At 72.5% G+C, this 24,479-nt stretch carries 20 protein-coding genes; 8 read left to right on the plus strand and 12 right to left on the minus strand.

Annotated features, from left to right (window positions below):
- From EST54_RS23610 to EST54_RS23620, 3 genes are all read right to left on the minus strand, one after another.
- Positions 1-1,322: MFS transporter (locus EST54_RS23610; RefSeq protein WP_244942602.1), on the minus strand; the 1,322-nt coding region annotated here is incomplete at its 3' end.
- A 166-nt stretch (positions 1,323-1,488) separates the two neighbouring features.
- Entirely contained in the window at positions 1,489-2,118 is a 630-nt protein-coding gene (locus EST54_RS23615; RefSeq protein WP_129249732.1) for a hypothetical protein, read from the minus strand.
- A gap of 165 nt (positions 2,119-2,283) precedes the next feature.
- The gene (locus EST54_RS23620) at positions 2,284-3,249 is read right to left on the minus strand and encodes a dihydrodipicolinate synthase family protein (protein WP_129249733.1); all 966 of its coding nucleotides are present in this window, start codon (positions 3,247-3,249) and stop codon (positions 2,284-2,286) included.
- Positions 3,250-3,411: 162 nt separating this feature from the next.
- Here EST54_RS23620 and EST54_RS23625 point away from each other — a divergent pair, with 162 nt between their 5' ends.
- The 7 genes from EST54_RS23625 (at position 3,412) to EST54_RS23655 (ending at position 9,841) form a co-directional block, all read left to right on the plus strand.
- The gene (locus tag EST54_RS23625; RefSeq protein WP_129249734.1) at positions 3,412-4,101 is read left to right on the plus strand and encodes a FadR/GntR family transcriptional regulator; all 690 of its coding nucleotides are present in this window, start codon (positions 3,412-3,414) and stop codon (positions 4,099-4,101) included.
- 251 nt (positions 4,102-4,352) lie between these two features.
- A complete protein-coding gene (locus tag EST54_RS23630; RefSeq protein ID WP_129249735.1) occupies positions 4,353-5,447 on the plus strand; it encodes a sialidase family protein in 1,095 nt (364 codons plus the stop codon).
- Positions 5,444-6,778, plus strand: a complete 1,335-nt coding sequence (locus tag EST54_RS23635) for an ABC transporter substrate-binding protein (protein ID WP_129249736.1) — start codon at positions 5,444-5,446, stop codon at positions 6,776-6,778. Before EST54_RS23630 ends, EST54_RS23635 begins: the two co-directional genes overlap by 4 nt.
- Positions 6,775-7,761, plus strand: coding sequence for a carbohydrate ABC transporter permease (locus tag EST54_RS23640; RefSeq protein WP_129249737.1), 987 nt, complete (start codon positions 6,775-6,777; stop codon positions 7,759-7,761). Before EST54_RS23635 ends, EST54_RS23640 begins: the two co-directional genes overlap by 4 nt.
- Positions 7,758-8,606, plus strand: coding sequence for a carbohydrate ABC transporter permease (locus EST54_RS23645; protein ID WP_129249738.1), 849 nt, complete (start codon positions 7,758-7,760; stop codon positions 8,604-8,606). Before EST54_RS23640 ends, EST54_RS23645 begins: the two co-directional genes overlap by 4 nt.
- Positions 8,607-8,705: 99 nt before the next feature.
- Entirely contained in the window at positions 8,706-9,440 is a 735-nt protein-coding gene (gene npdG, locus EST54_RS23650) for an NADPH-dependent F420 reductase (RefSeq protein WP_129249739.1), read from the plus strand.
- A gap of 173 nt (positions 9,441-9,613) precedes the next feature.
- Entirely contained in the window at positions 9,614-9,841 is a 228-nt protein-coding gene (locus EST54_RS23655) for a hypothetical protein (RefSeq protein WP_129249740.1), read from the plus strand.
- Between the two features lie 87 nt (positions 9,842-9,928).
- Here the strand turns inward: EST54_RS23655 and EST54_RS23660 are convergent, their stop codons facing one another.
- Positions 9,929-10,726 (minus strand): site-2 protease family protein, encoded by a 798-nt coding sequence (locus EST54_RS23660; RefSeq protein ID WP_129249741.1) that lies wholly within the window; start codon positions 10,724-10,726, stop codon positions 9,929-9,931.
- Between the two features lie 182 nt (positions 10,727-10,908).
- Between EST54_RS23660 and EST54_RS23665 the strand changes: the two genes are divergently transcribed.
- Entirely contained in the window at positions 10,909-14,370 is a 3,462-nt protein-coding gene (locus EST54_RS23665) for an AfsR/SARP family transcriptional regulator (RefSeq protein ID WP_129249742.1), read from the plus strand.
- 52 nt (positions 14,371-14,422) lie between these two features.
- Here EST54_RS23665 and EST54_RS23670 read toward each other — a convergent pair whose 3' ends face one another.
- From EST54_RS23670 to EST54_RS23705, 8 genes are all read right to left on the minus strand, one after another.
- Complete coding sequence (locus tag EST54_RS23670; RefSeq protein ID WP_129249743.1) at positions 14,423-15,253, minus strand: ABC transporter permease; 831 nt, start codon at positions 15,251-15,253, stop codon at positions 14,423-14,425.
- Positions 15,250-16,278 carry an ATP-binding cassette domain-containing protein gene (locus EST54_RS23675; protein WP_129249744.1) on the minus strand — a complete coding sequence of 343 codons (1,029 nt, stop codon included), beginning with the start codon at positions 16,276-16,278 and terminating at the stop codon, positions 15,250-15,252. Before EST54_RS23675 ends, EST54_RS23670 begins: the two co-directional genes overlap by 4 nt.
- A gap of 530 nt (positions 16,279-16,808) precedes the next feature.
- On the minus strand, positions 16,809-17,363 hold the full coding sequence (locus EST54_RS23680) for a GNAT family N-acetyltransferase (RefSeq protein WP_129249745.1): 555 nt from the start codon (positions 17,361-17,363) through the stop codon (positions 16,809-16,811).
- A 43-nt stretch (positions 17,364-17,406) separates the two neighbouring features.
- A complete protein-coding gene (locus EST54_RS23685; RefSeq protein WP_129249746.1) occupies positions 17,407-18,252 on the minus strand; it encodes a GNAT family N-acetyltransferase in 846 nt (281 codons plus the stop codon).
- Between the two features lie 172 nt (positions 18,253-18,424).
- Positions 18,425-19,582 carry a flavodoxin-dependent (E)-4-hydroxy-3-methylbut-2-enyl-diphosphate synthase gene (ispG, locus tag EST54_RS23690; RefSeq protein WP_129249747.1) on the minus strand — a complete coding sequence of 386 codons (1,158 nt, stop codon included), beginning with the start codon at positions 19,580-19,582 and terminating at the stop codon, positions 18,425-18,427.
- 173 nt (positions 19,583-19,755) lie between these two features.
- A complete protein-coding gene (locus EST54_RS23695; protein ID WP_129249748.1) occupies positions 19,756-21,057 on the minus strand; it encodes a M50 family metallopeptidase in 1,302 nt (433 codons plus the stop codon).
- A complete protein-coding gene (gene dxr, locus EST54_RS23700) occupies positions 21,054-22,328 on the minus strand; it encodes a 1-deoxy-D-xylulose-5-phosphate reductoisomerase (RefSeq protein WP_129249749.1) in 1,275 nt (424 codons plus the stop codon). Before dxr ends, EST54_RS23695 begins: the two co-directional genes overlap by 4 nt.
- 147 nt (positions 22,329-22,475) lie before the next feature.
- Positions 22,476-24,395: an acyl-CoA dehydrogenase family protein gene (locus EST54_RS23705; RefSeq protein WP_129249750.1), complete on the minus strand. Its 1,920-nt coding sequence runs from the start codon at positions 24,393-24,395 to the stop codon at positions 22,476-22,478.
- Between the last annotated feature and the right edge of the window lie 84 nt (positions 24,396-24,479).

Below are 24,479 nucleotides of genomic sequence, written 5' to 3' on the forward strand. Positions count from 1 at the left end.
CGGTCGTCCGCCCGACCGTCGGCCGTAGCGCCCCGATCGTCTTCCGCAACGGCCCGGCGTTCGCGCATCCGCCGGGCGTGCTCATCCGTCCGGGAGTCGTACGCCCGCAGCTTCGGCAGCCCCAGGGCCAGCAGCCCGACCCCCGCGAAGCACAGCAGACCGCCCGCCGACACCGACGCCCGCACGCCCACCAGCGCCGCCATCCCGCCGACCCGGACCTGGCCCAGCTGCGGGCCCGAGGAGTACGACAGCAGCTCGATGCCGGCCAGCCGGCCGCGCAGTTCGTCGGGGATGGTCTGGTTCCACAGCGCCGAGCGGAAGATGCCGCTGATCATGTCGCAGGCGCCGGCCAGGGTCAGCAGCAGGAGCACCAGCCAGACCTGGTGCAGCCGCCCGGCGGCGGCGATCGCCAGCCCCCAGCCGGCGGCCGCCAGCACGATCGCCCGGCCCTGCCGGTGGATCCGCGTGGTCCAGCCGCTGGTCAGGCTCACCAGCAGCCCCCCGGCCGGCAGCGCCGCGTACATCAACCCCAGGGACCAGGGCGCGTCGAGGTCATCGGCGAGGAACGGGAAGATCGCCAGCGGGAAGGCGAAGAGCATCGCGAGCACATCGACGGCGTAGGTGCCGAGCAGCTCCTTGCGGCTCCAGGCGTACCGCGCGCCCTCGGCGATCCCGCGCAGCGACGGCTTCCTGGCGTCGTGCGAGGCGGGCGACGGCGCCAGCTTCCGGGACAGCAGCACCGACAGCACGTAGGTGACCGCGTCGAGGGCGTACGCCCAGCGCGGCCCGGCGAACGCGAGCAGCCCGCCGGCCAGCGCCGGTCCGGCGATGGCGCCGATCTGCCAGCGCAGCGCGTTGAGGGCGGCGGCCGCGGCGAGCTGGTCGTGCCGCACGATCCGCGGCACGACCGCGTCCAGGGCCGGCCGCTGCAGCCCGGTCAGCGCGCTGGACAGCGCGGCCGCCGCATACAGCGGCCACACCTGCGGGTGCGGCAGCAGGCTGTTGAGCAGCAGCATCGCGGAGATCAGCCCGAGCGCCAGCTCGCTGCCGACGATCAGCCGGCGGCGGTCCACGGAGTCCGCGAGCGCCCCGCCGTAGAGCCCGAAGACCAGCAGCGGGACCAGCTCCACCGCGCCCAGCACACCGACCGCGAGGGTGGAGCCGGTCAGCTCCTTCAGCTGGAGCGGCAGCGCCACGACGGTCAGGAAGGTGCCGAAGACCGTGATCGCGCCCGCGCACCACAACAGCCGGAAGTCGCGCGAGGTGCGCCAGGGCGCCAGGTCCGGCAGCAGTGCCGTAAGGCGTCGCCGGGCAGCGGGCAAGGCGGTGGGAAGTGGGGGGTCGTCCGAAGTCACCGATGCACTGTCGCTGGTGCGTACGGAACGGTGCAAAGGGTTATTTCCGGTCGGGGGCGGAGCGGGAAGCCAGGGCGTGTCTTTTGGATCAGCCCGGATCAGGCCGCGGCCCCGGGGATCCGAAAGGCACGCCCTACCAGCGTGGTGGCGGCGGGGCGGTCAGCTGGTCGGCGAGGCGGGCCAGCCGGTCCCGGAAACGGCGGCGGCCGCGGGGCGGGGGCAGGCTGTTCTCCCCGGCGGCCGCGCTCACCAGATGCTGGACGGTGTCGAGATCGAGGTCCGGTGCCGCCGCGGCCGCGCCGGCGGGCGGGGCGGGGGGAGCGGCGAGCGCGTCATGGGCCAGGGCGTGCAGGTCGCGGTTGCCGCCGTCCAGGGCGAGCACCGTCGTGCCGTTGCGGCGGGCGTCGTGCACCCGTTCCAGCAGTCCGGCGCCCGGCTGCCCCGGCGCGACGACCAGCAGTGTCTCGCCCCGCCCGGCCGCCTCCAACCGCCCCAGCCCCACCGCCAGATGGGCCGGCGCCCCGCCGGGGACACGGTGGCGCACCAGGGTCGGGGACAGCTCCGGCAGGCCCGACCAGGCGGCCTCGTCGTCGAGATGGGCGGCCAGATGCCAGGGCTCGTACGCGGCGGTGCCGACCAGCAGCAGCCCGCCGCGGTGCGGGGCGACGGAGGACCGCAGCGCCCCCGCGAAGCGGCGGGTGGCCTGCACCCACTCGGTTCCGGCGAGGACCTCACGCAGCAAGGCGACCCGTACGGCATCCATGGCCCGGCATCCTGCCGCACCACGGCGCCCTGCGGTCGCGAATTCAACCGGTGTCACCCGTAAGGGACTTGCGCGCCGTGTCGTGCCTCCGGTAGTCGCTTCCGCTGCCCGGCGCGCGAAACCCGACCGGCTCTCAGCCTTGCCGTGCCGGCAGCAGACGGGCCCTCAGTCCTGCTGTGCCGGCAGCAGACCGGCCGTCCTGAGGTGGCGGGCCACCTCCGCCACGGCCTCCTCGCTCAGCGGGCGCTGCGGAAAGGCGGTGCTGCCCCGTTGGGTCACGCCGAGGAGGCGCAGGGCCGCCTTGAACGCGCCCAGGGCGGAGGAGCTGCGGCTCATCTCGGACTCGGGTCCGGCGTCGACCATGGAGAACAGGGTGACCAGACGCTCCTGTTCGGCGGCCGCCCGCTCCCAGTGTCCCGCGCGGGCGGCGTCGTAGAGGCGTACGTAGGCGGCCGGGTCGACGTTGCCGAGGCCGGGGACGACGCCGTCCGCACCCGCCAACAGGGCTGCGTCCACGGTCAGTTCGGAGCCGGTGAGGACGGCGAAGCCGGGGGCGGGGCCGCGGTGCCGGCCGGTGCGGCCGCCGAGGGCGGTGAGCAGTCGGCGCAGTGCGCCGTCGTCGCCGCTGCTGTCCTTGAGCCCGGCGAGGGTGCCGTCCTCGGCCAGCTCCCGCACCAGCTCCGGGGCCAGCTTGGTGTGGACGGCGAGGGGGATGTCGTAGGCGACGAGGGGCAGATCCACGGCCGCACGCAGATGCCGGAAGTGCGCGGCGATCTCCCGGGGGTGGGTGCGGGTGTAGAAGGGCGCGGTGGCCACCAGGGCGTCGGCGCCCAGGTCGGCGGCCCTCCGGGCGTGGTCGAGCACCCGCGGGGTGGTGGTGTCGATGACCCCGGCGAGCACCGGGACCCGGCCGGCGGCGGCCGTGCGGACGGTTTCCAGTGCGATGCCGCGCTGGGCGTCGGTGAGGTAGGCGACCTCGCTGGTGGAGCCGAGGGCGAACAGCCCGTGGACGCCGCCGTCGAGGAGGTGCCGCACCAGGCGGGTCAGGGACGCGGTGTCGACTTCGCCGTGTCGGTCGAGCGGGGTGCAGACCGGGGGGATGACGCCGTGCAGGGGTGCGGGCAGTGCCATGAGGGCTCCGGGTCTCCGAGTCCGAGACAGGACATGGGATGTCCTATGTCGAGCACAATAGACCTGTTCACAGGCGGTCGGTCAAGGATCCGCGGCCCCGCCGGGGCGGGTGGCGGACGGGGCGGCGGCACGGCAGACGCGGGAGCGGGAGAGGGAGTTTCCATGGCGCGAGGGACGATGTCCGAGGATGTGCAGGCGCAGATCAAGCAGTTGATCCTGCAGCGCGGACTGACGCCGGGCGATCCGCTGCCCACCGAGGCCGACCTGGTCGGCCTGCTCGACGTCAGCCGCAACTCCGTGCGCGAGGCGCTCAAGGCGCTGCAGGCCATGCGCATCGTGGAGATCCGGCACGGCTTCGGCACGTACGTCGGCCCGCTCACCCTGGAGCCGTTCGTCGAGGGCGTCGCCTTCCGGGCCGCCGTCCGCCACCACCAGGGCGAGGCGAGCCTGTACGAGCTGATGGAGGTCCGCGAGGCGCTGGAGGCCGGTCTGATCGGTGCCGTCGCCCGCAACCTGCCCGCCGAGGACCTCGCCGTCCTCAAGGGGCTGGTGCAGCGGATGGCGGAGGAGGCGCGCGGCGGGGAGGTACTGAGCGCCACCGACCGGGCCTTCCACCTCGCCCTCTACCGCTCGCTGGGCAACCACCTGCTGAGCGAGGTGCTGGACGCGTTCTGGGCGGCGCTGCGCCGGGTGCGCGAGGACCTCTCCGACGACCGGCCCGATCCGGACGTGACCTACCGTCAGCACCGGGAGATCGTCGATGCGCTGGAGGCGGGCGACGGCGACCGCGCCGTGGAGGCGATACACCGGCACTTCGACGGGATCCGGCGCCGACTGGCGGAGTCGGAGTAGTGGGCAAGGAGCCGCCGACGATGCCGCAAGAACCGGGGCAGCGGCGAGGCCGCAAATGCGAGCAGCAGTGATGCCGCAAAGGTGCCTGGACGGGGGCATTGCTCCCGTTCACCGGGAATTCGCCCGCTGTCGGCGGTGCCGTTGCCGACACGCACGGCGTCATGTGGGCCGCCTTGACGGTCAGTTGGGCACTCCCTATGGTCGCCGCAGGACAGGGGACGTCCTACGTCCTTGCCCATTGGGGGTGACCCATGGCGTACGAGAGCTCGGTGCCGTACCGGGCCGGGACCGAGGGGTACACCAGCTTCCGGATCCCTGCCGTGGTCCGGGCGCGCTCCGGGACCGTCCTCGCCTTCGCCGAGGGCCGGGTCTCCTCGGCGTCCGACTCGGGTGATATCGACCTCGTCCTCAAACGGTCCGCGGACGGCGGCCGTACCTGGGGCCCGCTCCAGGTCGTCGCCCGCAACGGCGCCGGCACCGCCGGCAATCCCGCACCGGTCGTGCTCGCCGGCGGCCGGGTGCTGCTCCTCCAGGTCCACAACGCCGCCGACGCCACCGAGGACCGCATCCGCCGCGGCGAGGTCCCGCCCGCCGACGGCCGCCGGGTGTGGCTCCAGCACAGCGACGACGAGGGCGCCGGCTGGAGCGCGCCCCGTGAACTCACCGACCAGGCCAAACTGCCGGCGTGGCGGTGGTACGCCACCGGTCCCGGCCATGCGTTACGCCTGCGCCACGGCCCGTACGCCGGGCGGCTGCTCGTCCCCGCCAACCACTCCACGCCACCCACGGCCCCCGGGGACACCGGCACCGAGCCCCGCTACAACGGCAGTCACGTCCTGCTCAGCGACGACGACGGCGCCACCTGGCGGATCGGCGCCACCGACGGCGCCACCGACCCCTCCGTCGCTCCCAACGAGACCACCGCCGCCGAACTCCCCGGCGGGCACGTCTATCTGAACGCCCGCAACGAAGCGAAGGCCGCCCCCTGGCGGCGCGTCGACGCCGTCTCGACCGACGGCGGTGCCCACCTCGTGCGGCCCTTCCGGCCGCAGGCCGTGCTGGCCGGGCCGGCCGTCCAGGGCAGCGCACTGCACCTCGGCGACCGCGACGCACTGCTCTTCTCCGGCCCCGCGCACCCGGCCGCCCGCGCCCTGATGACCGTCCGCACCAGCCGCGACAACGGCCTGACCTGGTGCGGTGCGTACCCCGTCTCCGGACTCCCGGCCGGCTACTCGGACCTCGTCCGCCTCGACCGCGACACCCTCGGACTGCTCTACGAGACGGGCGACTTCAGCGCGTACTCGACGCTCACCTTCCGCCGCATCCCCGTGGAGGACCTCGTATGACCAGCAACCCGATGCCCCGCAGAACGGTCCTGGGCGGGGCGGCCGCCCTCGCCGCCGGCTTCGCGCTCGCCGGCTGCGGCGCCGGCGGGGACGACGACGGCAAGGCGCCCCGGGAACGCAAGAAGGGACAGCGGATCCAGCTGTCCTTCTGGTCCTGGGTGCCCGGCATCGACAGGCCGGTCGACCTGTGGAACCGCAAGAACCCCGAGGTGCAGGTCAAGGTCGAGAAGGTCTCGGCGGTCAACGGCGAGCAGTACGCGAAGATGCACGCCGCCGTGAAGGCCGGCAACCCGCCCGACCTCGGCCAGATCGAATTCCCCGTCGTCCCCAGCTTCCTGCTCGACGACGCGCTGCTCGACCTCGCCCCGCTCGGCGCCTCCCGCTACCAGGACAAGTTCTTCGGCTGGCAGTGGCAGCAGTCCGTCTTCGGCAAGGGCATCTACGCCATCCCGCAGGCATCCGGGCCGATGGGGCTGTTCCTCCGTCAGGACCTCTTCGACAAGTGGGGGGTGCAGACCCCGCGGACCTGGGACGAGTACGAGACCGCCGCCAAGGCCGTCCGCAAGAAGGGCGCCTGGATCGAGACCTTCGCCCCCACCAACGGCAACCGCTTCGCCGGCCTCGCCTGGCAGGCCGGCGCCACGTGGTACACCACGCACGGCGACACCTGGATCGTGCACCTCGACGACGAACCCACCCGCAGGGTCGCCGACTACTGGGAATCCCTCGTCCGGCGAAAGCTCGTCAAGACCATCCCCGACCGGCAGAACGCCTGGTACAAGGACCTGCAGACCGGCGCCATCCCGGCCTGGGTGGGCGCCAGTTGGGGCGACGCCCTGCTGGTCGGCAACGCACCCGGCACCAAGGGCACGTGGCGGGCCGCGCCGCTGCCGCAGTGGAAGGCGGGCGAGCAGGCCTTCGCCAACTGGGGCGGCTCGACCACCGCCGTCTTCGCCAAGGCGCACTACCCCAAGGACGCCCTGGACTTCGCCGTCTGGCTCAACACCGACCCCGAGTCGATCGCCCTGCTGATCGACGGCGGCTACGGCTTCCCCAGCGCCAAGACGGGCTACACCACCGCCGACCTCGACGCCGACAAGAGCTTCTTCGGCGGCCAGGCGTACAGCAAGGTCTTCGCGGACGCCGGGGCACACGTCGACACCAGCTGGCGGTGGGGGCCGGGGGTGGACACCCTCTACCAGCGGCTCGGCGACGCCTTCACCGACGCCCTCGCCGACGGCAGTTCCTTCCGCTCCGTGCTGACGAAGGTGCAGGGGCAGACCGTCGCCGACCTCAAGGGCAAGGGGCTGAAGGTGGCGAGCGGCGGGTGAGCCGGGACACGCTGCACCGGCCGGAGCCGGCGGTCGGGAAACCGCCCGGCCCGGCCCCGCGCGGCCGCCGGCGCCGCGCCGGTGGCACCGGGGCCCGCCACGCCCGCGCCGCGGCCGGGTTCCTGCTGCCCTTCCTCGCCCTGTTCGCCCTGTGCTTCCTCGCCCCGATCGGCTACGCCCTCCACCAGAGCCTGTTCACCACCGAACGCACCGGTCCGCTCGGGCTCGGTGGCCACGAGCGCGAGGTCTTCGCCGGCTTTGCCAACTACGCCCATGCGCTCTCCGACGACCGGTTCCTGACCGGCTTCGGCCGGGTGCTGCTCTTCGGCGCCGTCCAGATCCCGCTGATGATCGTGCTCGCCACCGCCCTTGCGCTGCTGCTGGAGAGCGCGAGCGCCCGCGGGGTCACCTTCTTCCGCACCGCCTTCTTCCTGCCGTACGGGGTGCCCGGCGTGATCGCCTCGATCCTGTGGGGCTTCCTGTACGTGCCGGGCATCAGCCCGCTGGTGAAGATCGCCGGCACGCTGGGCTGGGACGTCGACTTCCTCTCCCGCGGCACCGTGCTGTGGTCCATCGCCAACATCGTCACCTGGCAGTTCACCGGCTACAACATGCTGGTGCTGATCGCCCAGCTCAAGGCCGTACCGGGGGAGTTGTACGAGGCCGCGCGGATCGACGGCGCCGGTGCCTGGCAGGTCGCCCGGCACATCAAGCTTCCGCTGATCCGGCCGGCGCTCGTGCTCACCTGCGTCTTCAGCATCATCGGCACCCTCCAGCTGTTCGCCGAACCCATGGTGCTGCGCCCGCTGGCCTCCGCCATCGACTCCGGCTTCACCCCCAACCTGCACGCCTACAGCGAGGCGTTCGTCGGCAACAACCAGCATGTGGCGGCCGCCGAGGCGGTGCTGCTCGCGCTGGTGGCGTGTGTGCTGTCGTTCGGCTTCCTGCGGCTGGTCGGCGGGCGCGGGACGGGGCGCCGATGACCCGGCCGCCGGTCCGCCACCGGATCATCACCGCCTCGCTGCTGACCGTCGCCGCGCTCTACTTCCTGGTGCCCGTCTACTGGCTGGCCGTCTCCGCCACCAAAAACAGCGCCGACCTCTTCGGCACCTTCGGCTTCTGGTTCTCCGACCATCCGCACCCCGTCGACTACCTCGTCGACGTCCTCACCTACGACCACGGCATCTACGCCCGCTGGTTCGCCAACTCCCTCTTCTACGCCGGGACCGGGGCGGTCTGCGCCACCCTGCTGTCCGCCGCAGCCGGCTACGCGCTGGCCAAATTCCCCTTCCGCGGACGGGAAGCGGTCTTCAACGTGGTGCTCGCCGGGGTGCTGATCCCCGGCACCGCACTCGCCCTGCCGCTCTACTTCCTCTTCAGCGCGATGGGTCTGTCCAACACCTACGGGGCGGTGCTGATCCCGAGCATGGTCAGCCCGTTCGGCGTCTATCTCTGCCGGATCTACGCGGCCGCCGCGGTCCCCGACTCGCTGTTGGAGGCGGCCCGGATCGACGGGGCGGGCGAGGCCCGGATCTTCGCCGGGCTCGGGCTGCGGCTGATGACCCCGGCGCTGGTCACGGTCTTCCTGTTCCAGTTCGTCCACATCTGGAACAACTACTTCCTACCGCTGGTGATGCTCTCGGACTCCGACCTCTACCCGGTCCAGCTGGGCCTGACCTCCTGGACCGGCTACGCCGACCGGCAGCCGGTGCTCTACCAGTACACGGTGGGCGGTGCCCTGTTGTCGGTGGTGCCGCTGATGGTGCTGATGACGGTGCTCCAGCGGTACTGGCGCACGGGCCTGACAGAGGGCAGCGTGAAGGCTTGACGGGGTGGCGGGGTGACGGCGGGCAAGCGTGACGCGTCGCCCCATGGCGTCGTCGAGGGCGTGCCCGGCCCGCCGTCGGCGCGTGACACCATCACTGTCATGACTACTCCTGACGATGCTGCCCGGTCCGAGAACGCCGCGACCCGCGCGAAGGCCGCCCTCAAGCGTGACCCCTGGGACCTCCCGGACGTCTCCGGCCTGGTGGTCGGCGTCCTGGGCGGCACCGGCGACCAGGGCCGCGGCCTGGCCTACCGGCTCGCCCGGGCCGGCCAGAAGGTGATCATCGGCTCCCGCGCCCTGGAGCGCGCACAGACCGCCGCCGACGAGCTGGGCCTGGGCATCGAGGGCGCGGAGAACGCCGCATGCGCCCGCCGCAGCGATGTCGTGATCGTCGCGGTGCCCTGGGAGGGCCACGCCAAGACCCTCCAGGCGCTGCGCGACGAGCTGGCCGGCAAGCTGGTCATCGACTGCGTCAACCCGCTCGGCTTCGACAAGCAGGGCGCCTTCGCGCTCAAGCCCGAGGAGGGCAGCGCCGCCGAGCAGGCCGCCGCCCTGCTGCCGGAGTCCCGGGTCACCGCCGCCTTCCACCATCTGTCCGCGGTGCTGCTGCAGGACCCCGGGACCGAGCAGATCGACACCGACGTGATGGTGCTCGGCGAGTCCCGCGCGGACACCGATCTGGTGCAGGCGCTGGCCGCCCGCATCCCCGGCATGCGCGGTGTCTTCGCCGGCCGGCTGCGCAACGCCCACCAGGTCGAGTCGCTGGTCGCCAATCTGATCTCGGTCAACCGGCGCTACAAGGCGCACGCGGGCCTGCGGATCACCGACGTCTGAGCGGGCCGTCTGAGCCGTTCGGTCTGAGCCGCCCGTCTGAACCGGACGCCCGGCGGCCGGACGCCGGGTCCGGTCCGGCGGCCGCGAGCGGCCGAGCCGTCGGACCGCCGGACCGCGCCTGCCGGGCATGGGGGACACTGGGACGGACCGCACCACTCCCGACAGGAGCCCCCATGTCCTTCCTGCCCGCGCCCGGCCCGGCCCGGCGGCTCGCCCTGATGGCCCTCGCCGTGTGCGTCCTGTCCGTCGCCGCGGCCGTCGTCGCCTTCGTCGAAGGCAGCTTCTTCGGCATCGTCTGGATCCTGCTGGCGGGCATCTCCAGCAACATGGCGTGGTTCTACGTGCGCAAGTCCAAGCAAGACGGGCAGCGGCAGGCGCAGCAGGCCGGGGCGGCCGGCTGACCCGGACCCGGAATCGGACCCGGAATCGGATCCAGCCGGGACCCGGACTCGGCCCTGGCCCCGGCCCCGCGACGGCGGCCCGGCGTCCTACGAGATCCCGCCGATCTGCGGTGTCCCCTGCCAGAAGCGGAAGAACTCCTGGCCCAGGTAGCTGTCCACCTCCGAGACGCCCAGCGTGCCCAGGACCGTGTGGACCAGGTCGAAGAACGCCCGGTTGAGCCCCGGGATCCACAGCAGGGCGAAGATCAGCAGCAGTCCGAACGGGGCGATCGGCTCCACCTGCCGCCGCAGCGCGTGCGACAGCCACGGCTCGATCACGCCGTAGCCGTCCAGCCCGGGCACCGGCAGAAAGTTCAAGATCGCCGCGGTCACCTGCAACAGCGCCAGGAACGCCAGCGCACAACGGAACGGGAACGGCACCCCGTCCAGCCCGTGCAGCCAGAACGGCGCCGTGCAGACCGCGGCGAACAGCACGTTCGTCAGCGGCCCGGCCGCGGAGATCAGACTGTGCCGCCAGCGGCCGCGGATCCGGCCGCGCTCGATGAACACCGCGCCGCCCGGCAGCCCGATCCCGCCCATGAGCAGGAAGACCACCGGCAGCACGATGCTGAGCATCGCGTGGGTGTACTTCAGCGGGTTCAGCGTCAGATAGCCCTTGTCCGCCACCGAGAGGTCGCCGCTGTGCAGCGCGGTGCGGGCATGGGCGTACTCGTGCAGACACAGCGACACCACCCAGCCGGACACCACGAACAAGAACACCGCGAAACCGGTGTTCGCCGCGAGCGTCTCGCTCCACACGGCCCAGCCGGACACCGCCATCGCGGCGACGAGCGCAAGGAAGACCGGGCTGACGCGACGGTCCGCGCGCCGGAATGCTGTGGTCATGGTGCGGGCTCCCGAAGTCGGTGAGGGACAGCCCCGACCGTATCCGCGGCACGGCGGGCGGCGCACGGCCCCCTGAACGCGCGCGTGGCCAGGGCCCCTTCCCAGGGCGCCGTCCCCGGCCCCCTGGCCCGGAAAGCGGTGCTCGATGCCTGCCGGGATCCGCCGTGCACGACAATGGGCCGGTGCGCTACGGAATACTCGGCACCACCCAGGCCGGCCGGGCCGACGGCACCCCCGTCGCTCTCGGCGGCGCACGTCTGCGTGCGCTGCTCACCGCCCTCGCGCTGCGACCGGGCCGGGCGCTGCCGCCCGAGGTGCTGATCGCCGACATCTGGGGCGCGGACCCGCCCGCCGACGCCTCCGGTGCGCTCCAGGCGCTGGTCGGCCGGCTGCGCCGCGCCCTGGGGCACGCCGCGGTCGCCTCGGCCGACGGCGGCTACCGGCTGTGCGCCGAGCCCGACGCGATCGATCTGCACCGCTTCGAACGGCTGGCGGCGGAGGGCGGCCGGGCGCTCGGCGAGGCCGACCCGGCCCGCGCCGCCGCGCTGCTCGACGACGCCCTGGCGCTCTGGCGCGGCCCGGCCCTCGCCGACCTCCCGGACGCGGGTTCCTGGGCGGCGGGCGCCGAGCGCCGCCGGCTGGACGCCCAGCGCATCCGTCTCGCCGCCGAACTCGCCCTGGGCCGGGCCGACCGGGCGCTGCCGCAGCTCCATGCGCTGTGCCAGGAACATCCGCTCGACGAGCCGCTCCAGGCGCTGCGGCTGCGCGCGCTGCGGGCCGCGGGCCGCCCGGCGGAGGCGCTGGCGGCCTACGAGGAGATCCGCACCGGCCTCGCCGACCGCCTCGGCGCCGACCCGGGCCCGGAACTGCGCGCCCTGCACGCGGAACTGCTGCGGCCGCCGCCCGCGACGAAGCCGTCGCCTCCGCGCCCGGAGACCGCCGCCCCGCCCGGCACGCCGTACGGCACCGGCACGCCGTACGGCACCGACACCGGCTCCCCGGCCGACGGTGCCCCCGGCACCGGCACCCCGGCCGACACTGCCCCCGCCGCCGCTCCCGGCTCCGCCCACCCCCGCCGGGGCAACCTCCGCGCCCGGCTCACCTCCTTCGTCGGCCGGGACGCCGACCTGGCGGCGCTCCGGTCGGATCTGGCCGAGCACCGGCTGGTGACGCTGCTGGGGCCCGGCGGCGCCGGCAAGACCCGGCTGTCCCAGGAGGGCGCCGAGAGCGCCGCGGCCGCGCTGCCGGACGCCTGGCCGCACGGCGTCTGGCTGGCCGAGCTGGCACCGGTGGACGATCCGCAGACCGTGCCCGAGGCGGTGCTGACCGCGCTCGGCGCCCGCGAGACCGTCGTCCGCGGCAGCACCGCGGAGGGGCTGCGCGCCGCCACCGAGACCACCGCCCTGGACCCGCTCGCCCGGCTCGCCGAACACTGCGCGGGCCGCCGGATGCTGCTGGTGCTCGACAACTGCGAGCATGTGATCGGTGCCGCCGCCGAACTCGCCGAGCGGCTGCTGGCCCACTGCCCCGGGGTGACGGTGCTGGCCACCAGCCGGGAGCCGCTGGCCGTCCCGGGCGAGGTGCTGCGGCCGGTCGAGCCGCTGCCCGACGCGGTTGCGCTGCGGCTGCTCGCCGACCGTGGGGCCGCCGCCCGCACCGGCTTCCGTATCGAGGACGATCCGGCCGCCTGCACCGAGATCTGCCGGCGGCTGGACGGGCTGCCGCTCGCCGTCGAACTCGCCGCGGCCCGGCTGCGGTTGCTCTCCCCGCGCCAGCTCGCCGACCGGCTTGACGACCGCTTCCGGCTGCTGACCAGCGGCAGCCGGACCGTGCTGCCCCGGCAGCAGACGCTGCGCGCGGTGGTGGACTGGTCCTGGGACCTGACCGGCGAACCCGAACGGGCCGTGCTGCGCCGGCTGTCCGTCTTCTCCGGCGGCTGCGATCTGGCCGCCGCCGAAGAGGTGTGCGCGGGCGGCGGCGTCGACCGGCGCGAGGTCGCCGCGCTGCTCGGCTCGCTGATCGACAAGTCGCTGGTGGTGGCGGCCCCGGCCGGCAAGGGGGACGGCGAGCGCCGCTCCGGTGCCGGGGGCCAGATGCGCTACCAGCTGCTGGAGACGGTGGGGGAGTACGCCGGCGAGCGGCTGGACGAGGCGGGGGAGCGGGCCGGTACCGAGCGACGGCATCTCGTCGCCTACAGAGAACTGGCGCGTACCACCGACCCGTTACTGCGCGGCCCCGGCCAGCGCGCGGCCATGGAGCGGCTGGAGCTGGAGCACGACAACCTGCGCACCGCGTTGCGCCGCGCCGTCGCCGCCGGCGACGAGCACGAGGCGCTGTGCCTGGTGCTGTCCCTCCAGTGGTTCTGGTCGCTGCGCGACCACCGCGGCGACGCCCGCCACTGGGCGGCGGCGGCCGCCGCGCTCGGCCCCAATCCCTTCGCCGCGCCCGTCGAACCGGCCCCCGACCTGCCCGAGAGCCCCATCGACAGCCCGCCGCCGATGGCCCCCGACCAGCTCGTGGAGGCCCGCCGGGAGGTCCGGCTGGTCGTGCTCGCCAGCCGGGACAGCGACATCCGGGCGCTGCGCGAGCCCGAGATGCAGGAGGAAATGGCCGGGATCCTCGCCGCCTACCGCACCGGCATGCCGCAGACCTGCAAGGTCCCCGGCGTGATGTGGCACTACGCGGTGATGATCTCCGGGCGCTTTGATCAGCTGACGGAGCTCATCGACGGCACCGTACGGGACTGCCGCGCCTACGGCTACGCCTGGGAGCTGGCCTTCGTCCTGCAACTGCGCGCCAAGGTCCTCAACGAACGCCCCGACGGGCTGAGACAGGCGGGGCGCGACGCCGACGAGGCGCTGCGGATCTTCCAGGAGCTGGGCGACGCCTGGGGCGCGGCCGAGGCGCTGGCGGGGCGCGGCGAAACCCATGAACAACGCGGTGCCTACGCGCTCGCGGCCCGCGACTACCGGGCGGCGATGGTGCACGCCGAGGAACTCGGCGCGCACGGCCAGACCCTGTTGCTGCGCTGCCGGCTGGGCGGCGCGCTGATCGAGGACGGTCAGGCGGAGGCCGGCGAGCGGCTGCTGCGCGAGGTGCTGGCCGAGGCCGCCAAGGCCAACAGCGGCCGGGACACCGAGCCGTTCGCCCGGCTCACCCTCGCGATGCAGCTGGCGATGACCGGGCGTCCGGCGGAGGCGCGGGCCCAACTGGAGAGGGTGCGCACGCTGTTCACCCCGCACCCGCCGGACATGTTCGCCGGGATGCTGCAAGCGCTGCTGGTCTCGCTGGATCTGGACGAGGGGCGCCTGGAGGGGCTGCTGCCGAGGTTCCGGGAGGCGCTGCGGCTGATGCAGGACTCCATGACGCAGATGGTGGCGCCGGAGCTGCCGGTGGTGCAGCTCCTCACCGGGGCCCGGCTGCTGATGGCTCTCGGGGGCGCGGTGGCCGGGCGGGACGCGGCCCGGCTGGTGGGCGCGTACGACGCGCTGTCGTCGCGCAGCCATGTCCCCCGGAAGGTCATCCGCGACGAGCGGGCCCGTGCCGAGGCGGCGGCGCGGGAACTGCTGGGCGATCCGGCCTACTTGGGGGCGTACGCCGAAGGCGGTGGCCTCTCCTTGGCAGAGGCCACCGCCCTCATCTGACGCGAGCCGGGCGAAGGACCGTCCCGCAAGGACATCACCCGCGGGACGCGCGTCAGGTCTTCGAACGGAACTTCGCCACCGCGAGCGGCATGGTGAGGGCCGTGAGGCCGACCACCCAGCCGAGGGTGATCAGCGTCGGGTGCAGCGCCGAGCCCTCGCCGTCGATCAGGGCACGGGACGCGTCCGCCATGGTCGAGAGGGGATTGACCTTGGTGAAGGCCTCCAGCCAGCCGGGCATCGAGGTCGGCTCGGTGAAGACGGACGAGCCGAACTGGAGCGGCATCAGGATCATCATCGCCGTGCCCTGCACCGCCTGCGGGGTCTTCATCGCCAGCCCGAGCAGGATGAAGATCCACATCAGGCCCGTGCAGAAGACCGCGGACAGCGCGATCGAGCCCAGGAAGGGCAGGACGCCGCCCTTGACCTCAAGTCCCAGCAGAAAACCCATCGCGAGCAGGATCGTGGTGGCGATCAGCATCCGGCCGAGCTCGACCACGATCTTGGCGATCAGGACCGAGGACCGGGCGATGGGCATCGTCCGGAAGCGGTCCATGACGCCCTTGCGGAAGTCCTCGTTGACGCCCGTGCCGACCGCCGTGGCGATGTTCATGGCCATCATGCCCATCATGCCGGGCACCAGATACTGGACGTAGTCGCCCTGTCTGCCCTTGCCGGCGATCGCGCCGCCGAAGACGTAGACGAACAGCAGGATGAAGATGACGGGCATCAGCAGGGCGTCGAACATCAACGCCGGGTCCTGCTTGATCTGGAGGACGTTGCGCCGCACCAGCGCCCCGATGTGCCGCAGATTGGCGCGGGCGCCGATCCGGCCCTCGTCGGCTCCGGGCTTCAGCGGCGGCGCCGCCATCGTTACGGCACTCATGCCGACACCTCCGTGTACTGCTGGTCCCGCTCGTCCTCGGATGCATCGGCCTCGGAGGACTTCTGGCCGGTGATGGCCAGGAACACCTCGTCCAGGCTGGGGAGATGGGTGCTGATCCCGGCGAGGGCGAAGCCCCGCTCGCCCAGCACGCCGACCACCGCGGTCAGCTGCTCGTCGCTGATGATCGGTACGTTGACCACGCCCCCTTCTTGGTCGGCGGTGGCACCCGCGATGCCGTCCAGACCGGCCTGGGCGATGGCGCCCACCATCCGGTCCAACTCGCCCGGGACCGACGGCCGGACCTGCAGCGTCCGCCCGCCGACCTTGGCCTTCAGCTCGTCGATCCGGCCGTCGGCGATCACCCGGCCGCGGTCGATGACCGTCAGCTCGTCCGCCAACTGCTCGGCCTCCTGCATGTACTGCGTCGTCAGCAGCACCGTCGCGCCCTCGCGCACCATCCGCCGGATCTCCTGCCACACCTCGTTACGGGTACGGGGGTCCAGGCCCGTGGTCGGCTCGTCCAGAAAGAGGACCGACGGGCGGCCGATCATCGAGGCGGCCAGGTCGAGCCGGCGGCGCATCCCGCCGGAGTATTTGGCCGCGGGCCGCTTGGCGGCCTCGGTCAGCGAGAACCGCTCCAGCATCGCGTCGGCGCGGCCCCGGGCCTCCTTGCGGGACAGATCGAGCAGCCGCCCGATCATGTAGAGGTTCTCCCAGCCGGAGAGCTTTTCGTCGACCGAGGCGTACTGCCCGGTCAGCCCGATCCTGCGGCGCAGCGCGCGGGGCTGGCGCACCACGTCGTAGCCGGCCACCACGGCCCGGCCGGCGTCCGGCGCCAGGAGGGTGGACAGGCAGCGTACGAGCGTCGTCTTGCCGGCGCCGTTGGGGCCGAGCACCCCGAGCACGGTGCCTTCCTTCACGTCCAGGTCCACTCCGTCGACGGCCTTGACCGTGCCGAAGTGCTTGACCAGACCGCGCACCTCCACGGCGTTGCCGCCCTCTGTGGATATCGTCTGTCGCGTCATATCCCTCACGGTGTCAGCTGGCGCCGACAACGCACCGACAGCCCACCGACAGTCCGCTGCGCTTGGGTTGGCTTCCCACGTTTTTGTCTTTCCCGCCGTGGGTGTTGCTCGCCGTTGCGCTTTGCGGCGCGCCGCACGTTGTCGGCTGTCCCGCCGTGGTGGTTTCTCGCCGTTGCGCCTGGCGGCGGGCGTGGGTGGTCGGGTGCGGTGCCGCTCCTCCGGACTCCGTCCTGCGGTCCGGCCCCTCCCGTTGGGGGTGGGAGAAGACCGGTGGGGGCAGGCCTCATGCCTCCACTGCACGCAGACGACGGCCGGGGCCCGCCCCCACCGGCCTCTTCCCCACCACTCACGGGAGGGGCCGCGCCGCAGGACGAAGTCCGGAGGAGCGGCACCGCACCCGACCACCCACGCCCGCCGCGTGGGGGTACCTCCCACGCCCTTCAGGCAGTGGGGGAGCAACGGCGACAAACCACCACGGCGGGAAAGCCGACAACGTGGGAAGCAAAGCCAAGCGCAAGCGCAACGGCGGGTCAGCCGACAACGTGGGAAGAAGGCCGCGTCAGCGGCAAGCGCGCCCCCATGACCGCGTACGGCGTGGGGGCGCTCGGGAAGAGGACGCGGCGGGCCAGGTCGATGTAGCCGAGGGAGCGGTAGAGGTGGCGGGCGGGGCTCTCGGTGTCGATGGCGGAGAGGATGGAGCGCGGTTCGCGGGCCTCGTCGGTGAGGCGGGTGAGCAGTGCCCGGCCGACGCCGCGGTGCTGGTAGGCGGGGTGGACGTGCAGCTCGGTGATGGTGAAGGAGTCGTCGAGCCAGTGGTCGAGGGAGGCACTGCGGAGGTAGGGCTCGACGACCGTGGACCACCAGTGGGCGCGGTCGTTGGGCATGCCGTAGACGAAGCCGATCAGCCGGCCGTCGGGGGTGGTGGCGCCGAGGGCGCGGGCGCCGGTGCAGCCGAAGTGCCGCAGCACGATGTGCCGGCGGACGGCGATCTCCTCGTCGCTCAGGCCGAAGGCGAGCGCCTGGACGGCCAGCGCGTCGTCCACGCGGGCAGCAAGATCAAGGGGGCCGACCGCGACGTCATCCATGCCCGGAGCGTACAAGGCGGCGGGCGGGAACAGTACGCCGAGATCAGAACAGCACGCTCATGAACGCGCCGACCTCCTCGAAGCCCACCCTGCGGTAGGAGGCGCGGGCCGCGGTGTTGAAGTCGTTGACGTAGAGGCTGACGACGGGGGCGACATCGCTGAGGGCGTAGCGCAGCACGGCGGCCATGCCGGTCTCGGACAGGCCCTTGCCGCGGTGGGCGGGGTCGACCCAGACGCCCTGGATCTGGCAGGCCCGCTGGGTGGCGGCGCCGATCTCGGCCTTGAAGATGACCTTGCCGCCCTCGATCCGGGCGAACGAGCGGCCGGCGCCGACGAGTTCGGCGACCCGGGCCTGGTAGAGGAGTCCGCCGTCGCCGGCCATCGGGGAGATGCCGACCTCCTCGGTGAACATGGCCACGCACGCGGGCATGATCAGGTCCATCTCGTTCTTGCGGATCCGCCGGACGTCCGGGTCGGGGGCGATCTCGGCGGACGGTGCGGTGGTGACCATCAGCGGCTGGTGGGCACGGATTTCCCGGGCCGGGCCCCAGTAGGGCTCCAGGAGCGACCACAGCTCGGCGGTGGGGCCCGCGGGGCCGACGATGGACGAGCAGCGGCGGCCCTGGCGGCGGGCGCGTTCGGCGAAGCCGCGGACGGCCTCGGAGGTGGCGCAGACCGGGACGAGGTTGGCGCCGGCGTAGCAGAGCGACTCCAGGCGGCCGCCGACGTACCAGCCCCACATTTCCCCGCCCAGCCGCCAGGGGTCGAGGCCGGCGATCTGGACGCGGGCGGCGACAAAGGCATTGGCGACCGGATCGCGGTCCAGGACCGCGAGGGCGTCGTCGAGCTCCCCGGGCTCGAGGACCTTGATGGCAGTGGTCGTCAGCACGTGTCGGACAGCCTCACCGTTACGGGCCTGGGAGGCCAGGCGGGAGCAGGTCCTGGCACCTTACCTCGCGCCCGCGGGGAGCACCCGGCCCCGGCGGACGGATTGTTCCGGGCGGCCGGGAGCCCCGCGGCCCGGTGCGGGCGGCGGGGCTCGGCGGCTGCGGGAGGCGGTCTCAGCCGGCGGCGGAGACGACCGGGGCGCCGGAGGCGACGCCGTCCGCCTCCATCTGTGCGGCGATCTTCAGCGCCTCTTCGATGAGGGTCTCGACGATCTTCGACTCGGGGACGGTCTTGATGACCTCACCCTTGACGAAGATCTGGCCCTTGCCGTTGCCGGAGGCGACCCCGAGGTCGGCCTCGCGGGCCTCGCCGGGGCCGTTGACGACGCAGCCCATGACGGCGACGCGGAGCGGCACCTCCATGCCCTCCAGGCCCGCGGTGACCTCGTCGGCGAGCTTGTAGACATCGACCTGGGCGCGGCCGCAGGACGGGCAGGAGACGATCTCCAGGCGGCGCTGGCGGAGGTTGAGGGACTCCAGGATGGAGATGCCGACCTTGACCTCTTCGGCGGGCGGCGCGGAGAGCGAGACGCGGATGGTGTCGCCGATGCCCTCGCTGAGCAGGGCGCCGAAGGCGACGGCCGACTTGATGGTGCCCTGGAAGGCGGGGCCGGCCTCGGTGACGCCGAGGTGGAGGGGGTAGTCGCTCTGGGCGGCGAGCTGGCGGTAGGCGTTGACCATCACGACCGGGTCGTTGTGCTTGACCGAGATCTTGATGTCGCGGAAGCCGTGCTCCTCGAAGAGGGACGCTTCCCACAGCGCGGACTCGACGAGCGCCTCGGGGGTGGCCTTGCCGTACTTCTGCAGCAGGCGGCGGTCCAGGGAGCCGGCGTTGACGCCGATCCGGATCGGGGTGCCGGCGTCGGAGGCCGCCTTCGCGATCTCCTTGACCTTGTCGTCGAACTGCTTGATGTTGCCGGGGTTGACGCGGACCGCGGCGCAGCCGGCGTCGATCGCGGCGAAGACGTACTTCGGCTGGAAGTGGATGTCCGCGATGACCGGAATCTGGGACTTCCGGGCGATCACGGGCAGCGCGTCGGCGTCGTCCTGCGTCGGGCAGGCGACCCGGACGATCTGGCAGCCGGAGGCCGTCAGCTCGGCGATCTGCTGCAGCGTCGCGCCGATGTCGGACGTGCGTGTGGTCGTCATCGACTGCACCGAGACCGGTGCGTCTCCGCCCACGGCGACCGTCCCGACCTGGATCTTGCGGCTGACCCGGCGGTCGGCAAGCTTGGTCGGTACGTCCGGCATTCCCAGTGAAATGGCAGTCATCTGGCGAGCAACCCCAAGGTGTGGATCAAGGCCCCGCAGCGGCGGGCTCCGGCCTTCGAGGTTACGGCACGGGGGTTGCTATGAGCACATCGCGCCCCTGTGGTGCCACGAAAGGAGACGGCCGGACACCTCCAAACGCCACGGAGGTGTCCGGCCGCCGCCAAACGTGCTTTCTAGGTCAGCTTCACCGGATTCACCACGTCGGCGACGAGCACCAGCAGGGTGAAGCAGATGAAGATCCCCGCGACGACGTAGGCGACCGGCATCAGCTTGGCGACGTCGAAGGGGCCGGGGTCGGGACGCCGGACGATCTTGGCGAAGGCCCGCCGGATCGACTCCCACACGGCCCCGGCGATGTGTCCGCCGTCCAGCGGCAGCAGCGGCAGCATGTTGAACAGGAACAGCGAGAGGTTGAAGCCGGCGACCAGGAAGAGCATGGTCGCCACCCGCTGCTCCGGCGGGATGTGCAGGGAGAAGACCTCGCCGCCGACCCGGGCCGCGCCGACCACGCCCATCGGGGAGTCCTGCTTGCGCTCGCCGCCGTTGAAGGCCGCGTTCCACAGGTCCGGGACCTTGCCGGGCAGGTTCACCAGCGAGGAGACGCCCTGCTCGACCATGTTGCCCATGCGGTCGACGGACTGCCCGAACGACTGCTGGACCACGCCGCTGGCCGGGGTGAAGCCGAGGAATCCGGCGCTCACGAACTGGCCGGGCACATAGCCGCCGTGGCCGTCGGTCTTGGCGACCTTGTTCTCGATCAGGTCGGCGTGCAGGGTCGTGCGGGCGCCGTGCCGCTCGACGACGAGGGTGGCGGGCCCGGTGGTGTCGCGGATCTGCTGCTGGAGGGCGCCCCAGTCCGGGACGGCGCGCCCGTTGAACGACACGATCTTGTCGCCGGCCCGCAGGCCCGCGGCCTTGGCCGGGGAGTCCTTGGCGCCGGCCGGGCACTTGTCGGTCTTGGCGGCGGCCGAGATGACGCAGTCCGAGACGGAGCCGACCGAGGTCGTCTGGGTGTTGATGCCGAAGCCCATCAGCACGCTCATGAAGATCACGACTGCCAGGATCAGATTCATGAACGGCCCGGCGAACATCACGATGACGCGCTTCCAGGGCTTGCGGGTGTAGAAGAGCCGCTTCTCGTCGCCGGGCTGCAGCTCCTCGAAGGCCGCCGAGCGGGCGTCCTCGATCATGCCGCGGAACGGCGAGGTGGAGCGGGCCTGGAGTTGTCCGTCGTCCCCGGGCGGGAACATCCCGATCATGCGGATGTAGCCGCCGAGCGGGACGGCCTTGATGCCGTACTCGGTGTCGCCCTTCTTACGGGAGAAGAGCGTCGGCCCGAAGCCCACCATGTACTGCGGCACGCGGATACCGAACATCTTGGCCGTGGAGAGGTGGCCGAGCTCGTGCCAGGCGATGGAGAACAGCAGGCCGACGACGAAGACGACTATGCCGAGAATGGTCATCCAGGTCGTCATGCGCGAGCCTCCGAAGGTGTCCGTGCCGCACGGGCGGCCAGTTCGCGGGCGCGGGCGCGCGCCCAGGTCTCCGCCTCCAGGACGTCCGCGACCGTCAGGGAAGTTCCCCGGGCGGGCGTGCCGTGTTCGGCGACCACATCGGCGACGGTATCCACAATCCCTGTGAACGGCAGCCCGCCCTTGAGGAATGCCTCCACGCATTCCTCGTTCGCCGCGTTGAAGACGGCCGGGGCGGTGCCGCCCAGATCACCGACGTGGCAGGCCAGCGGGACGGACGGGAAGGCGGACCCGTCCAGCGGGAAGAACTCCCAGGTCTGCGCCTTCGTCCAGTCCACGCCCGGTGCGGCGTCCGGGACCCGCTCGGGCCAGCCGATGCCCAGCGCGATCGGCATCCGCATATCGGGCGGGCTGGCCTGGGCGAGCGTGGAGCCGTCGGTGAACTCCACCATCGAGTGGATGTAGGACTGCGGATGGACGACGACCTCGATGCGGTCGAAGGGGACGTCGAACAGCAGATGCGCCTCGATGACCTCCAGGCCCTTGTTGACGAGGGTCGCGGAGTTGATGGTGACGACCGGGCCCATCGACCAGGTGGGGTGGGCCAGCGCCTGCTCGGGGGTGACACCGGCCAGCTCCCGCTTCGTACGGCCGCGGAACGGGCCGCCGGACGCGGTGACGACGAGCTTGCGGACCTCGGCACGCGCGCCGCCGGCCAGCGCCTGGAAGAGCGCGGAGTGCTCGGAGTCGACGGGGATGATCTGGCCGGGCTCGGCGACCGCCTTGACCAGCGGGCCGCCGACGATCAGCGACTCCTTGTTGGCGAGGGCCAGCACCCGGCCCGCCTTCAGTGCCGCCAGCGTCGGGGCGAGGCCGATGGAGCCGGTGATGCCGTTGAGGACGGTGTGGCAGGGCGACGCGGCCAGTTCGGTGGCCGCGTCGGGGCCGGCCAGGATCTCGGGCAGCGGCTCGCCTGCGCCGTAGCGGTCCGCCAGCGCCCCGCGCAGCGCGGGCACCGCGTCCTCGCGGGCCACCGCGACGGCGGTCACCCGCAGCTGGTGCGCCTGCTCGGCGAGCAGCTCGACCCGGCCGCCGGCCGCGGAGAGCGCGGTGACCCGGAAGCGGTCGGGGTTGCGCAGCACGATGTCGATCGCCTGGGTGCCGATCGAACCGGTCGAACCGAGGATCACCAGGGAACGGGGCCCGCTCGGGCCGTCCGGGTCGCCGGCGGCCGGCTCGAAGCGCAGGTGCGGGTGGGCGAGGGAGTCCGTCATGGGGTCCATTGTGGCCGGTCGCCGGGGGGCGGTGGACACCAAGGGCAGGTCTTGCCGATCATGCGGGCCCGGAGGCGCCCGGCACGCCCCGGGGCCGCCCCGGCGGATCACCGCCGGAGCGGCCCCGGGATGCGGGCCGGGTCCGGCTCAGCGGATGGGCCGCCGGACGTTGTCCGTCCTGCTCGGGCCCGGGGTGGCGTCGGCGATCCAGGGGCCGTCGCCGCTGGGGTCGACGATGCCGTCCTCCAGCCAGGTGTAGCTGCCGTCGAGCACTCCGGAGACGACCTTGCGGTCGAGTTCGTCGGTGTTGGTCCACAGCCGGCCGAACAGCTCCTCGACGCGGATCCGCGCCTGCCGGCAGAACACATCGGCCAGCTGCTGCGCCTCGCGCCCGTGGTCGTCGGTCTCCCGCAGGTACTCGGCGCGGACGCAGGCGGCGCTCATCGCGAACAGCTCGGCGCCGATGTCGACGATCCGGCCGAGGAATCCCTGCTTGGTCTCCATCCGGCCCTGCCAGCGGGACATCGCGTAGAACGTGGAGCGGGCGAGCTTGCGGGAGGTCCGCTCGACATACCGCAGATGCCCGGCGAGCATCCCGAACTCCTGGTAGGTACGCGGGAGTTGGCCCGGGCCGGCGACGAGCTTGGGCAGCCAGCGGGCGTAGAACCCGCCGGCCTTGGCCGCCGCCCGGCCCTTGTCGGCGAGGGTCTTGTCGGGGTCGATGAGGTCGCCGGCGACCGACAGATGGGCGTCCACCGCCTCCCGGGCGATCAGCAGATGCATGATCTCCGTGGAGCCCTCGAAGATCCGGTTGATGCGCATATCGCGCAGCAGCTGCTCGGCGGGGACCGCGCGTTCGCCGCGGGCGGCGAGCGACTCGGCGGTCTCGAAGCCGCGGCCGCCGCGGATCTGGACGAGTTCGTCGGCGATCAGCCAGCCCATCTCGGAGCCGTAGAGCTTGGCGAGGGCGGCCTCGATGCGGATGTCGTTGCGGTTCTCGTCGGCCATCTGGGAGGAGAGGTCGACGACCGCTTCGAGGGCGAAGGTCGTGGCGGCGATGAAGGAGATCTTGGCGCCGACGGCCTCGTGCTTGGCGACCGGCCGGCCCCACTGCTCGCGGGCCCCGGACCACTCGCGGGCGATCTTCAGGCACCACTTGCCGGAGCCGACGCACATCGCGGGCAGCGACAGCCGTCCGGTGTTGAGGGTGGTCAGCGCGATCTTCAGGCCGGCGCCCTCGGGGCCGATGCGGTGGGCGGCGGGAACCCGTACCTGGTGGAAGCGGGTGACACCGTTCTCCAGGCCGCGCAGGCCCATGAAGGCGTTGCGGTGCTCGACGGTGACGCCCGGCGAGTCGGCCTCGACCACGAACGCGGTGATGCCGCCCTTGTGGCCCTCGGAGGCGGGCACCCGCGCCATCACGACCAGCAGATCGGCGACCACGCCGTTGGTGGTCCACAGCTTCACGCCGTCGAGCACGTAGTCGTCGCCCTCCGGGACGGCCACGGTCGCCAGCCGGGCCGGGTCCGAACCGACGTCCGGCTCGGTCAGCAGGAACGCCGAGATATCCGTCCGCGCCAGGCGCGGCAGGAAGGTCTCCTTCTGCTCCTTGGTGCCGAACAGCTTGAGGGGCTGCGGTACGCCGATCGACTGATGCGCGGAGAGCAGCGCGCCGATGGCGGGGCTGGCGGTGCCGACCAGGGCCAGCGCCCGGTTGTAGTAGACCTGGGTCAGTCCGAGGCCGCCGTACTTCGGGTCGATCTTCATGCCGAGCGCGCCGAGCTCCTTGAGCCCCTTGATGGTCTCGTCCGGAATCGTTCCCTCGCGCTCGATCCGGGCGCTGTCGATCTTCGTCTCGCAGAACTCACGCAGCGTGGCGAGGAATTTCTCGCCGCGGCGCACGTCGTCGACCGCGGGGGTGGGGTGCGGATGGATCAGGTCGAGCCGGAAGCGCCCCAGAAACAGTTCCTTGGCGAAGCTGGGCTTGCGCCAGTCCTGCTCGCGGGCCGCCTCGGCGACCTGACGTGCTTCGCGCTCGGAAACGTTGCGGATGGATGGAGCGGTCATCAGGAGCTCACCTCGCCGCGGGTTCGGCAGTTCAGCGCCGGCGGCCGGTCGGCCGCTGGACAGCGCTACTTGTGAGAGTTACCC

Origin of the sequence: Streptomyces sioyaensis (assembly GCF_004122735.1) — a bacterium.
GTDB classification, from domain to species: domain Bacteria; phylum Actinomycetota; class Actinomycetes; order Streptomycetales; family Streptomycetaceae; genus Streptomyces; species Streptomyces sioyaensis.

What these genes read in the sequence shown, in the direction of transcription:
- ispG (WP_129249747.1), bottom strand. Translation starts at nt 19,582, where the DNA reads ATGACTGCCATTTCACTGGGAATGCCGGACGTACCGACCAAGCTTGCC.
- npdG (WP_129249739.1), top strand. Translation starts at nt 8,706, where the DNA reads ATGACTACTCCTGACGATGCTGCCCGGTCCGAGAACGCCGCGACCCGC.
- EST54_RS23620 (WP_129249733.1), bottom strand. Translation starts at nt 3,249, where the DNA reads ATGGCACTGCCCGCACCCCTGCACGGCGTCATCCCCCCGGTCTGCACC.
- dxr (WP_129249749.1), bottom strand. Translation starts at nt 22,328, where the DNA reads ATGACGGACTCCCTCGCCCACCCGCACCTGCGCTTCGAGCCGGCCGCC.
- EST54_RS23635 (WP_129249736.1), top strand. Translation starts at nt 5,444, where the DNA reads ATGACCAGCAACCCGATGCCCCGCAGAACGGTCCTGGGCGGGGCGGCC.
- EST54_RS23705 (WP_129249750.1), bottom strand. Translation starts at nt 24,395, where the DNA reads ATGACCGCTCCATCCATCCGCAACGTTTCCGAGCGCGAAGCACGTCAG.
- EST54_RS23680 (WP_129249745.1), bottom strand. Translation starts at nt 17,363, where the DNA reads ATGGATGACGTCGCGGTCGGCCCCCTTGATCTTGCTGCCCGCGTGGAC.
- EST54_RS23630 (WP_129249735.1), top strand. Translation starts at nt 4,353, where the DNA reads ATGGCGTACGAGAGCTCGGTGCCGTACCGGGCCGGGACCGAGGGGTAC.
- EST54_RS23615 (WP_129249732.1), bottom strand. Translation starts at nt 2,118, where the DNA reads ATGGATGCCGTACGGGTCGCCTTGCTGCGTGAGGTCCTCGCCGGAACC.
- EST54_RS23695 (WP_129249748.1), bottom strand. Translation starts at nt 21,057, where the DNA reads ATGACGACCTGGATGACCATTCTCGGCATAGTCGTCTTCGTCGTCGGC.
- EST54_RS23660 (WP_129249741.1), bottom strand. Translation starts at nt 10,726, where the DNA reads ATGACCACAGCATTCCGGCGCGCGGACCGTCGCGTCAGCCCGGTCTTC.
- EST54_RS23670 (WP_129249743.1), bottom strand. Translation starts at nt 15,253, where the DNA reads ATGAGTGCCGTAACGATGGCGGCGCCGCCGCTGAAGCCCGGAGCCGAC.
- EST54_RS23655 (WP_129249740.1), top strand. Translation starts at nt 9,614, where the DNA reads ATGTCCTTCCTGCCCGCGCCCGGCCCGGCCCGGCGGCTCGCCCTGATG.
- EST54_RS23645 (WP_129249738.1), top strand. Translation starts at nt 7,758, where the DNA reads ATGACCCGGCCGCCGGTCCGCCACCGGATCATCACCGCCTCGCTGCTG.
- EST54_RS23625 (WP_129249734.1), top strand. Translation starts at nt 3,412, where the DNA reads ATGGCGCGAGGGACGATGTCCGAGGATGTGCAGGCGCAGATCAAGCAG.
- EST54_RS23675 (WP_129249744.1), bottom strand. Translation starts at nt 16,278, where the DNA reads ATGACGCGACAGACGATATCCACAGAGGGCGGCAACGCCGTGGAGGTG.